Origin of the sequence: Wenyingzhuangia aestuarii, assembly GCF_011927765.1 — a bacterium.
GTDB classification, from domain to species: Bacteria; Bacteroidota; Bacteroidia; order Flavobacteriales; family Flavobacteriaceae; genus Wenyingzhuangia; species Wenyingzhuangia aestuarii.
Window position 1 is genome coordinate 29,624 of the sequence record NZ_JAATJG010000009.1, and the last position, 12,342, is coordinate 41,965.

The following is a 12,342-nucleotide window of genomic DNA, read 5'->3' on the forward strand; positions in this document are numbered from 1 at the left end:
AGTAATCTTGTCAGTGACATATGGTTTATTTAAAGCAATTAAAATAATTGACACCCTATCTGACACCTAAAAATAAAAAACCCCAGTAAAAACTGGGGTTTTAGGCTTTAAGTAGTGGTCCCACATGGGCTCGAACCATGGACCCCCTGATTATGAGTCAGGTGCTCTAACCAGCTGAGCTATGAGACCTAAAGCGGTGGCAAATTTACTATATTTTTACAATCTCACAAATATTTTTATGAGTTTATATTTAAGCTTTTCTACCCATTAAATAATTACCAAAAGCAATTAGTTGATTTTTAGCCTCTTCTGATATAGTAACCGAATCTAAAACTTTAAAAGCTTTGTTGGTATAATCTGTTATTTCTTGCTTAATAGCCTGTACAGCTCCGCTTTTTTCAAACAAAAGCTTAACATCATTAATTTTCTGATCAATATTATCTACATCATTCGCATAATAATTTTGGAATAATTCCAAATCATCACCTTGCAAACTTTTTTCAGCTTTTAAAACCAAAAACGTTTTTTTATTCTCTATAATATCTCCTCCTATTTGTTTTCCAAATGTTTCAGGATCTCCAAAAGCATCTAAATAATCATCTTGTAATTGGAAAGCCAAACCTAAATTTAATCCATATTTATAAAAAGCAGTGGCATCCTCATCAGAAGCTCCCGCTATAATAGCTCCCATTTTTAAAGCTGCTGCTACTAATACAGAGGTTTTTAATTTAATCATTTCAATATACTCAGGGATGGTAACGTCCATACGTTTCTCAAAATCCATATCATATTGCTGTCCTTCACAAACCTCTAAGGCTGTTTGCTGAAACAATTGCATCAATTTCTTATAAATAGCACCATCATACACCTCTAAATACTGATTGGCTAAAATCATCATAGCATCTCCAGACAAAATTGCGGTGTTTACATCCCACTTTTCATGTACGGTTTGTTGTCCTCTTCGCAAAGGAGCATCATCCATAATATCATCGTGTAATAAAGTAAAATTATGAAATACCTCTATAGCCAAAGCTGCATGCAATCCTTGCTTGTAATCTTTACCAAAGGCATCAATACTCATTAACACCAACAATGGTCTTACTCGTTTTCCTCCTAACTGAAGGATATAATCTACAGGTTTGTATAAACTTACGGGTTCTTTTACGGTAACCTCCTTTTCTAAGAAAGCTAAAAACGATTGTCTAAAATTTGATAAATCCAAGTGATGTTTTTTTAAGTAAAAGTAAAACAATACTAGACTTTACAAAAACCTAACTTAAATTTTATATTAAACTTTGGAAACTTAATTTGTTTCTAAAGTTTCCTTATGTATATTTGTGGCCTAAAAATAAAGCGATATATGAAATGTAAAATACTTGAGAAAGCATCTGAAATGTTTTTGAACCTCGGATTCAAGAGTGTTACCATGGATGATATTTCTAACGAACTAACCATTTCTAAAAAAACATTATACAATCATTTTTCTACCAAAAAGAAATTAGTAGAATCTGTTGCATTGTATATGTTTGAGATTATAAATACGGGAATAGAAGCTATTTGTGAAAAAAACCAGAATGCTATAGAAGAGCTTTTTGACATTAAACAGTTTGTAAACAATGTATTAAAAAAAGAGCACACCTCTCCTCAGTACCAACTTCAAAAATTTTACCCAGATATTTTTGAAAATTTAAATAAAAAACAATTTAGCAGTATGCTAGTTTGTGTAACTAAAAATTTAGAAAGGGGTATTAAAGATGGTTTGTATAGAAGCGATTTAAACATTGATTTTATAGCTCGTGTTTATTTTACTGGAATGATTGGTATTAAAAACGAAGACACCTTCCCATCAAACCAATACAACAAAGAATGGCTAATGAATAATTATTTAGAATATCATTTACGATCAATATCAACCCCAAAAGGAATGGAAACACTAGAACAAATACTAAACAACAAATAAAAAAAAACTATGAAAAAAAACGCTATTATTTTTATATGCTTCCTGGCATATTTGATAATTCCCTTACAAGCGAATTCTCAACAACAGGAGCCTATAAAAGAAACCTTAAAAACAGAGTTTAGCTTAAACGAAGCTATTCAGTACGCTTTACAACACAACAGGCAAGTAAAAAATGCTAGCCTAAGTATTAAAGCAGCAGAAAAACAAAAATGGGAAACCATTGCTACAGGTTTACCACAAATAGATGCTAAATTAGAATACTCTAATTCATTTATTAGACCTAGTGCATTGTCAGCAGCACCAGAACCTGGTTCTTTTAGCCCTGCTTTCTTTTTCCCTAAACACAAAGCAACACCTAGTGTTACACTTACACAATTAATTTTTGATGGATCTTATATTGTAGGATTACAATCTGCTAAAGTATTCTTAGAAATTTCTAACAATGCAAAAATAAAAACAGATAAAGAAATAGAAAAAGCTGTGGTTAGTGCCTATAACAATGCCTTATTAACCAAAGAAAGCATTCTTATTTTAGAAAAAAACATCAAAAACTTAACTGATAATATTAAAGAAACAAAAGCATTATTAACCAATGGTTTTGTAGAAGAAGAAGATTTAGAGCAATTGCAATTAACCTTAAATGATTTAAATAACAATTTAGAAAACCTTCATAATTTAGAAGATATATCTAAAAACTTTTTAAAGTTATTAATGGGATATGATACTACTCAAAACATTACCATTGCAGATTCTTTAAATATTTTGGCTGATGAAATTTCTTTATCAAGCACTAAAAACGAAGAAATTTCTGTATTCAAAAATATTGATTACAAAATTGCAGAAAACACTACTGAATCTAAACGATTGTTGTACAAATTAGAATTGGCAAGAAAACTACCTAGTATCGGTTCTTATTTAAACGCAGGTTACTTTGGACAATCAGATCCATCTAGCAATGATGAATTTAGATTTTTTAAGAAAGATCAAGTTTGGTTTGGAACTGCCACTTTCGGATTTCAATTAGACATTCCTATTTTTTCTTCTTTTAAAAGTATTGCAAGAATTAAAAGAGCTAAAATAGATTGGAAAATTTCTCAAAACGAATTAGAAAACACCAAAGAAGAAATTAAAATAACTATAGAAAAAGCAAAAACTGAACTTCAATTAGCGCTAAACACTTTAAACAATAAAAAGAAGAATTTAAATTTAGCAGAAAGAATTGAAAGAAAAAACAACACCAAATACACAGAAGGTATTGCAAGTAGTTTTGAACTAAGACAAGCACAAATACAACTATACAGCAGCCAACAAGAATATTTACAAGCTATGGTAAATGTTATTAACAAAGAGGCTGAATTAAAAGCATTAAAAAACTAAACGCTATAAAATAGAATCATGAAAAAATTTATATATACCATTTTAGCAATTACAGCTGTTGCATGTGGATCTAAAGAAAAGAGCATTAATGATATTATTGCCGAAGGAGACATAAAACAAATTAAAGAACAAAGAAGTGTAGTAGTTGCCAACTTAAAACTATTAGACGATGCTTTGGTAGAATTAGACACCATTAAAAAATTAGCATTGGTTTCTACACACAAACCCGTTCCTACATTATTTAATCACTTTGTAGAAATTCAAGGAAACGTAGAAACTAAGCAGAATTTAATTCTATATCCAGAAATGGGTGGTCAGTTAAAAAGTATTTTAGTTAAAGAAGGTCAAAAAGTAACCAAAGGACAAGTATTGGCTATTATTGATGATTCTGGTTTAAAAGAACAAATTGCACAAACAGAAGCAAGTGCAGCTTTAGCTAAAACAACTTTTGAAAGACAAGAACGTTTATGGGCTCAAAAAATTGGATCAGAAATTCAGTTTTTACAAGCTAAAACTACTTACGAAGCTCAATCTAAAGCCGTAGAACAATTAAAAGTACAATTAAGCAAAACTAACGTAACAGCTCCTTTTGCAGGTGTTATTGATGATATTATTACAGAAGCAGGTTCTTTTGTAGCTCCAGGTCAAACACCAATTACACGTTTAATTAACTTAAACAACATGACTATTAGTGCAGAAATTCCTGAAACTTTTGTTCGTTTTGTTGATGAAGGTAAAAAAGTAAAAGCATTTTTTCCTGTGTTAGACAAAGAAACAGAAACCGTAATTACACAAGCAGGAAACTTTATCAACCCTAACAACAGAAAGTTTAAAATTGAAATGGAAGTTCCTAAAGGAATTAACGCAAAACCAAACATGACTGTTCGTTTGTTGGTGAATGATTATAAAAGCGAAAACGCTATTTTAATTCCACAAAGTATTCTTTCTGAAAACGAAAAAAACGAAGAATATGTATATGTAGCTGTTAAAGAAGGAAACAATTATGTAGCACATAAAAACTTTGTAAAAACAGGAAAAACAGACAAAAACGATATTGAGGTTTTAGAAGGACTTACAGCAGATTCTTTAGTAATTATAGAAGGGGCTAGAACCATTAGAGAAGGTCAACACGTTAAGATCTTAAACAAATAAGACTATGGCTAAAATAAAACAAACCATTAAAGAATTTGCACTGTCATCGTGGGCAATTAACAACAAAACCACCATGTATGTGTTGTGTGCATTAATTCTAATCTTAGGGCTATCTGCTTATAATAGCATGCCTAGAGAAAGTTTTCCAGAAATTAAGGAAACTAAAATATACATCAACGCAGTATACCCAGGTAACACTGCAGAAGATATAGAGAGATTAATTGTAGATCCACTTGAAGACAAACTTCAAGATATAAGTAATGTAACTAAAATTACATCTACCTCTCAGGAAGATTACGGAATCATCATTATAGAATTTGATGAGAACATTACCGTAAGTCAAGCTAAGCAAAAAACCAAAGATGAAGTTGATGGAGTAAAAGCCGGAGAAGATTGGCCAACCTTTAACGGAGCTAAAGTAGACCCTGCTGTATTTGATTTAAATATATCAGAAGAAACTCCAATTCTAAACATCAACATTGCGGGAGATTATCCTGTAGATCAATTAAAATTGTTTGCAGAAACCATTCAAGATGAAATTGAAGAGTTAGACGAAATTAAATATGTAGACATTAGAGGTGCTCAAGAATTAGAAGTGGAAGTAGCCGTAGACATTTACAAAATGATGGCTATGCAGGTTAGTTTTGATGATATTATCAATTCCATTAAACAAGAAAACGTAACCATGTCTGCAGGTAACTTAATTGCAAGCGGACAACGTAGAACCATTAGAATTTTAGGAGAAATAACAGATCCTAAAGAGCTAAAAGACTTTGTTGTAAAAAGACAAGGTGGTGTTGTTTACTTAAGAGATGTTGCCCAAGTTTATTTTAAAGACAAAGAAAGAACCACTTTTGCCAGAGAATGGGGACACAATGTTGTAATGCTTGACGTTAAAAAACGTGCAGGTAAAAACATGGTAGAGGCTGCTGAAAAAATTTCCAAAATTTTAAGCACCATTCAAGAAGACAATACGGTTCCTAAAGATTTAACCATTACCACTAGTAATGATCAATCTTCTAAAACCCTAAATCAAGTAGATGATCTTGTAAATAACATCATTTTTGGTATTCTATTAGTAGTTACCGTATTAATGTTTTTCTTAGGATTTAGAAATGCCTTGTTTGTAGGTTTTGCCATTCCTATGTCTATGTTTATGTCTTTTATGATTATTGATGGACTTGGATACACCATGAACACCATGATTCTTTTTGGATTAATTATGGGACTAGGAATGCTGGTAGATAACGGTATTGTGGTGGTAGAAAACGTATATCGTTTAATGGACGAAGAAGGAATGTCTAGAACCGAAGCCGCTAAAAAAGGAATTGGAGAAATTGCTTATCCTATTATTATTTCTACAGCTACTACTGTAGCAGCTTTTATTCCTTTAGGACTATGGCCAGGAATGATGGGACAATTTATGATTTACTTCCCTATTACTTTATCTATTGTATTGGGTTCATCATTATTTGTAGCCATTTTCTTTAATTCGGTATTGGTATCTCAATTTATGAGTATTGATGAACGTATATTATCTTATAAACAACTAATTAGACTATCTCTAATTTTATGTGTATTTGGTGTTCCTATTATGCTTTTTGGTGGTGCTATGCACGGTCTAGGTAGTGTAATGGTTGCAACAGCAGCATTGTTTTGGGCTTATCGTTTATTTGTAAAAAATGCAGCGGTATATTTTCAAGAAAAAATATTAACCGCTTTTGAGAACTCATACGAAAAAGCCTTACGTTTTTCTTTAAGCAGCTGGAGACCTTATGTACTTTTAGGAGGAACTTTTTTCTTACTAATTGCTTCATTCATACTTTTTGGAATGTCTGTAGGTTCTGGAAGAACTCAAGTAGAATTTTTCCCAGACAACAAACCCAACCAAATTGTGGTTTATTTAGAATACCCACAAGGAACAGATATAGACAAAACAAATGCAATTACTAAGCAAGTAGAAAGCCGTGTATACAAAGTCTTAAACGACCCTATGTATATGGATGGAGACTACAACTTTTTAGTAGAATCTGCCGTATCGCAAGTAGGTATGGGTGCAGGAAATCCACAAACAGAAGTGGGGAACGCAGAAATGCCACACAGAGCTAAAATTACAGCTTCTATGCGCGAATATAAATTCAGAAGAGGAATGGACTCAGAAGAATTACGTGTTAAGGTTTTAGAAGATTTAAAAGGTAAATTCCCAGGATTGTCTATTTCTGTTGAAAAAGATCCTGTTGGTCCTCCTGCTGGTTACCCTATTAACATAGAAATTAAAGGTGAAGATTATGATGAGCTAATTCATGTAGCCGAGAAAATGCAATCTTTTATTGCTGAGAAAAATATTCCTGGTGTTGATGAATTAAAAATAGACGTAAACAAATCTAAGCCTGCTATGGAAGTTACCGTAGACAGACAAAAAGCAGGAGCTTTAGGAGTGCCTGTAGTTATGGTGGCTCAACAATTAAGACGTTCTATTTTTGGTGAGAAAGCAAGTGTTTACAAAGAAAACGGAGAAGATTACGATATGTATGTTCGTTTTAAAGAAGAAGACAGAACAAACACTAGCTTGTTATTTAACCAAAGTGTTATTTTCCGTAGTCAAATAGATGGACAAATAAAAGAAGTTCCAGTATCTGCTTTAACAAAGCAAAAAAACACATCTTCTTTTAGTGCTATTAAACACAAAAACGGAGTTAGAACCGTAACCGTATATTCTGCTCTTGCCCCAGGTTATAAAGATGCTGGTGCTGTGGTAAAACAAATAGAAACAGAAATGGCTAGTTTTAACTCGCCAAAAGGAATTTCTTTTGATTTTACAGGACAAATAGAAGAGCAAAACAAACAAATGTCTTTCTTAATGGGAGCCTTGTTAACCGGTTTAGGTTTAATTGCTTTTATCTTGGTATTCCAGTTTGATTCTATTACCAAACCTGCAATTATTATGGTAGCTATTCTATTAAGTTTTACAGGAGTATTCTTTGGTATTATTGGAGCCAATATGAGTTTTGTTATTATGATGACCATGATGGGAATTATATCGCTAGCCGGAATTGTAGTAAACAACGGAGTAGTATTATTAGATTATACTCAGTTATTATTTGATAGAAAAGCAGAAGAATTAGGAATTCCAGATGGACAAGTAATTGGTATTAAAGATGCTTACGAAGCTATTGTAAGAGGTGGTAAAGCACGTTTAAGACCCGTAATTTTAACTGCTATTACTACTGTTATTGGATTAATTCCTTTAGCACAAGGTATTAACATTGATTTCTTTGCTTTGTTTAACGAAGGAAATCCTCATATTTATGTAGGAGGTGATAACGTAATTTTCTGGGGACCATTAGCATGGACAGTAATCTTTGGATTAACCTTTGCTACCTTCCTAACATTAATTATTGTACCTGTAATGTTTTACTTATTACACAAAATAAAAATTAGAGTAAAGAACAAATAATTTCCTTTTAAAAATTCTTAGAAAAGCCTGTGTATTTTCACAGGCTTTTTTGTTTTTCATATCTCATCAATTTAATCTTTATAAAATTATTTTTGTGCCCTATGAAAAAAACAATACTTATTGCAATTCTGGTACTAGGTACAGCAATTGCAAGTGCACAACAAAACAATTCAAGTATCTTTTTTGGTTACACTAATGTAGAAACAAAACTTAAAATGACTGCACAAGGAGAGTCTGAAAGTGAGAGTGTAAAAGCTCCTGGTTTTTTTATTGGTGTAACGGAAGAAATACCTATTAATGAAATTACTAGCTTTAAACCTTCATTTATATACACTAATTTTGAATTTGAAAATGCAGGTGAAAAAACGAGTGCAATACAAGTACCTTTATTTATAAAATATAGAGTTAGTGAAAGATTTGCTCTTTTAGGAGGTCCAAAACTAGATTATTTACTTAATACCACTGGTAGTGACGATGACTATATAAATGATTTATCAATTGCTCTTGGATTAGGTTTAGAAGTGGCTTTAAATGATAAAATATATTTAATTGCAAACTACTCTATCCAACTTTCTAACACACTTACTAAACAAGCTCAAGAAGAAATATCAGATGATCTTAATGTGAATATTGATATTACTCAAAAACAAAACTATCTAAATTTAGGACTAGCTTATAAATTCTAATATTAAATATATATATATTTATTAAGAAGCCTGTTTGTATATACAAACAGGCTTCTTATTTTTGTACCCCATTCACACCTATGAAATCACAAAAAACATATACCGTAGACCAAGCCAAAAGAGCCTTAGAAAGCTATTGTGTATATCAAGATAGATGTCATAAAGAAGTAGAAGAGAAACTCTATAAAATGGGAATGATTCCACAAGCTTGTGAGCTAATTATACTTCATTTAATGGAACATAACTTTTTAAACGAAGAGCGCTTTGCTAAGAGTTTTGCTAGAGGGAAATTCAGAATAAAAAAATATGGAAAAGTTAGAATTAGCCAAGAACTAAAATTTAGAAATATTTCTGAATACAACATTAGAACTGCTCTAAAAGAAATAGATGAATCTGAATATTTAGAAACGCTAGATTATTTAGTTATTCAAAAATGGAACAACACACAAGAAACTGATTTTTACAAAAAAAAGAAAAAAGTTGCTGATTTTGTTCTTAGAAAAGGATATGAATCTAACTTAGTTTACGAAGCTTTGAATCAATTTAACAATTAAATTCTTATTGAATAGAATCTATTTTAGAAAAGAAAAAATCATCTTTTACTAAATCTCTTTCAAAATTTCTTTGGTCGTAAATGGCATTAATTTTATGGTTGATCATTCTAAAAATTGAAAACAACCCTTCTGTTTGCTTTGCCACTTCAGGAACCGTAATAGCGGGAATATCTTTCATTTCTTGCAATCGTAAAGATTGATTGTACAAAGCATTAATTCTAGCATTCATTCCTCTTTCTTTTAACACAGGAACTGTTATAGAATCTCGCATTAGTTTAACATCTTTCACCAAATCTTTAGCTCCATCTAACACCTCGTTAGGAGTTGTTTTTCTAAACTTTTCTAAACTTGCTTGTACCTTAAAATACCCTTTCCAGCTAGATATAGAATCTTTCTGATGCACATCTATCGTAGCAATACTATCAAACACCATTACTTCATCTTTTGCATTAAAATACTTTTCATCAGACTCAACAACTATTGCTGTTTCCTGTTTTTTGTCTTTCTCATTTGTACACGATAGTGTAAAAACAACAATAAATAATGCAAATAAGCTCCTTTGTTTCATAATCACAAATATATAAGAACTTGATTAATTAGTTGTAAGTAGCCACCATAATAACGTCTAAGTTTTTATAAAAAAAAAAAGAATATGAGCACCAAAGCAACAGCTATAAAAAATGCATTAGAAACATCTTTTAGCTATTCTGATTATTTAAACAAAGTAGAAAACTTAGTTCATTTGGGTAAAAGTTCAGGAAACACACAATCTAATGAACTATCTAACTACACCAAACTAAACCAAGCAAGATTAAAACGTTTGACTAAAACTCAAAAAGTTAACGATGAAATTTTAACAACTTTAACCAAGTTAAACACTAAGTTGACCTTTTTAGTTTTAACAGAAAGTTGGTGTGGAGATGCAGCTCAAACCGTTCCTGTAATTTACAAAGTTGCTGAACAGTCTAAGAATATCAATTTAAAAATTGCTTATCGTGATGAAAACGCTGCCTTAATGGATTATTTTTTAACCAACGGAAACCAAGCCATTCCTAAATTAATTGTGTTAGATGCAAACGCTAATGTTTTAGCAGATTGGGGACCTAGGCCTAGTACTGCCACTAAAATGGTAAATGATTATAAAAAAGAACACGGAGGATTGTCTGCTCAATTTAAAGAAGATTTACAAGTTTGGTACAACAAAAACAAAGGTTTAGATACCTTAAACGATCTAAACAACTTGCTAATTACTATACAAGAAACACAAATGGTATAACTTCTTAAAAAAATATTGAGTTATTTAATGGATAGCTAATATATTTGTGGAAACTAAATCCCACTTTATGTTAGTAGATTTTAATCAACTTGAAAACAATGCTAAAGTTTTTTTATATCCTAGTAACAAAAAGTTTTACCCAGAACTTTTAGAAAAAATCAATACTCAGGTAGAAGATTTTGTAAAAGAGTGGGCAGAAAAAAATGAGATAGAAGTTGGTTTTGAAATTAAGTACCAACGTTTTATTATTATTGCCATTAATCAATCCAAACCTATTACTACCGTAATTATTGATGAATTGGTTACGTTTATTTTTAAACTACAACTAGAGCACGATATTGAATTGTTAGACAAATTAAATGTTTGTTTTAAACAAGGAGAATACGTGCAGTATAAAGATGTAAAAGAGTTTAAAAAATTAATCAAAAACAAAAGTGTAAACACCAACACCATCGTTTTTGATAATTTAATCAATACCAAAGAAGAACTAGAATCTGACTGGGAATTACCCGCAGAAGACACTTGGTATAGTAGAATGTTTTAAAACCTTGTATTTGACAACTTGTTCATTTCTGCAAATGGATCTGTTTGTTTAACACTAAATACCAAAGGCAATTCAAACAGTAAATTAACATTTCTCCCTTGCTGATATGCAGGTATAAATGTTGGTAATTTTTTTAAAGACCTTCTTACTTCAGCTTCTATTTCTGGATGTGTAGCCCTAACCTTTATATCGGAAATTTCTCCAAAAACATCAACTGTAAACAGAGTTAAAATTCTACACACACCATTTTTACTATTGCAATATTCTGCAAAACCGCTAATATTCATCACATTTCTCATATGATTATTAATTATTTCAGTAAACTCTTTCTTAGCATTTTTAATGTGTTTAGAATAATCATCAACTCTCATTAACAATGGTGGCGTTTGTATATCTACAAAAGCAACATAACTAGGAGTCTTTAAGGATTTTTTATATTCTTTTTTTACTCTTTTAGCATTAAAATGTCCATAATCCTTTTCTACATACTCCTTTTTTTTAGAAGACCAAATCAACCATTTTCCTACTCTTGAATCACTCACCAAAACTCCTTTTTCTAAAAGACTTCCCTTTTTATCATATCTTAAATACATTCCATATGGTTCTCCATTTTTATAACTAATTGCTTTTGAACCTAACAATTCTCCAGTTGCCTGTAGTTTATCCATATAAAAATTTAAAACAACACCTGTTCCTTCTACAAAATTAGATTCTCTAAAAATTCCTCCATTTTTTTTGTAATAATTAGAAACTGACATTAGTTTCTTTCCTACTGTTTTCTTTTCAAAAAATAATTGATTATTAGGATAATATATAGACACTTTTACTATAGAATCTTTTGTAGTAATTGTTTTTTTAAAACCACTGTTTAAAAAACTTTCTGAAACCTCCTCATTTTTTTCTGGATCAAAAATATACCTATATATTAATTTTTTATTCGCATTATATGAAAATGCACTATCTATTATTCCTTTATCAGAATAAAAAGTTTGTTTATAAAAAACTCCTAAATTTTTAAATTCCCATTTTCCTATTTGTTTTCCTTTATCAAAACTTCCTTTTTGTAAGTACTTTCCTTTGGGGTCTTTATAAATCCAATTTCCATCCTTCTCTCCTAACTTATAGTTTCCACTAACAACAATTTCACCATCAACAAACTCTTCATATGCACCATGTCTTATTTCATTATTATCCTCTAAAACATAAAATATTTTCTTTGTATGTTTTACTGTACTAACTTTTTCCTTTATTTTTTTTGTTTTTAATTCTTGGGCAATAGAAGCAGTAGTACTAGCAATAAAAAACATTGCTAATAAGAAGAAAAATCTCATAGTTT

11 protein-coding genes and 1 tRNA gene are annotated in these 12,342 nt (G+C 30.7%); 8 read left to right on the plus strand and 4 right to left on the minus strand.

The window, feature by feature from the left end:
• Nucleotides 1-115: 115 nt before the first annotated feature.
• Nucleotides 116-189 (minus strand) — tRNA-Ile (locus GGR97_RS09605).
• A 61-nt stretch (nt 190-250) separates the two neighbouring features.
• On the minus strand, nt 251-1,222 hold the full coding sequence (locus GGR97_RS09610) for a polyprenyl synthetase family protein (protein ID WP_167898303.1): 972 nt from the start codon (nt 1,220-1,222) through the stop codon (nt 251-253).
• Between the two features lie 138 nt (nt 1,223-1,360).
• Between GGR97_RS09610 and GGR97_RS09615 the strand changes: the two genes are divergently transcribed.
• From GGR97_RS09615 to GGR97_RS09640, 6 genes are all read left to right on the plus strand, one after another.
• Nucleotides 1,361-1,960: a TetR/AcrR family transcriptional regulator gene (locus tag GGR97_RS09615; protein WP_167898304.1), complete on the plus strand. Its 600-nt coding sequence runs from the start codon at nt 1,361-1,363 to the stop codon at nt 1,958-1,960.
• A gap of 9 nt (nt 1,961-1,969) precedes the next feature.
• Nucleotides 1,970-3,337, plus strand: coding sequence for a TolC family protein (locus tag GGR97_RS09620; protein ID WP_167898305.1), 1,368 nt, complete (start codon nt 1,970-1,972; stop codon nt 3,335-3,337).
• An 18-nt stretch (nt 3,338-3,355) separates the two neighbouring features.
• The gene (locus GGR97_RS09625; RefSeq protein WP_167898306.1) at nt 3,356-4,489 is read left to right on the plus strand and encodes an efflux RND transporter periplasmic adaptor subunit; all 1,134 of its coding nucleotides are present in this window, start codon (nt 3,356-3,358) and stop codon (nt 4,487-4,489) included.
• A 4-nt stretch (nt 4,490-4,493) separates the two neighbouring features.
• On the plus strand, nt 4,494-7,946 hold the full coding sequence (locus GGR97_RS09630; protein ID WP_167898307.1) for an efflux RND transporter permease subunit: 3,453 nt from the start codon (nt 4,494-4,496) through the stop codon (nt 7,944-7,946).
• A 101-nt stretch (nt 7,947-8,047) separates the two neighbouring features.
• Nucleotides 8,048-8,632 carry an outer membrane beta-barrel protein gene (locus GGR97_RS09635; RefSeq protein ID WP_167898308.1) on the plus strand — a complete coding sequence of 195 codons (585 nt, stop codon included), beginning with the start codon at nt 8,048-8,050 and terminating at the stop codon, nt 8,630-8,632.
• A gap of 80 nt (nt 8,633-8,712) precedes the next feature.
• Nucleotides 8,713-9,186, plus strand: a complete 474-nt coding sequence (locus tag GGR97_RS09640) for a regulatory protein RecX (RefSeq protein WP_167898309.1) — start codon at nt 8,713-8,715, stop codon at nt 9,184-9,186.
• Nucleotides 9,187-9,190: 4 nt separating this feature from the next.
• Here GGR97_RS09640 and GGR97_RS09645 read toward each other — a convergent pair whose 3' ends face one another.
• Nucleotides 9,191-9,754, minus strand: coding sequence for a hypothetical protein (locus tag GGR97_RS09645; protein WP_167898310.1), 564 nt, complete (start codon nt 9,752-9,754; stop codon nt 9,191-9,193).
• Nucleotides 9,755-9,838: 84 nt separating this feature from the next.
• Here GGR97_RS09645 and GGR97_RS09650 point away from each other — a divergent pair, with 84 nt between their 5' ends.
• Complete coding sequence (locus GGR97_RS09650; RefSeq protein ID WP_167898311.1) at nt 9,839-10,462, plus strand: thioredoxin family protein; 624 nt, start codon at nt 9,839-9,841, stop codon at nt 10,460-10,462.
• Nucleotides 10,463-10,529: 67 nt separating this feature from the next.
• Nucleotides 10,530-11,006, plus strand: coding sequence for an ABC transporter ATPase (locus tag GGR97_RS09655; protein ID WP_167898312.1), 477 nt, complete (start codon nt 10,530-10,532; stop codon nt 11,004-11,006).
• Here GGR97_RS09655 and GGR97_RS09660 read toward each other — a convergent pair.
• Nucleotides 11,003-12,337, minus strand: coding sequence for a toxin-antitoxin system YwqK family antitoxin (locus GGR97_RS09660; protein ID WP_167898313.1), 1,335 nt, complete (start codon nt 12,335-12,337; stop codon nt 11,003-11,005). The genes GGR97_RS09655 and GGR97_RS09660 overlap by 4 nt on opposite strands.
• Between the last annotated feature and the right edge of the window lie 5 nt (nt 12,338-12,342).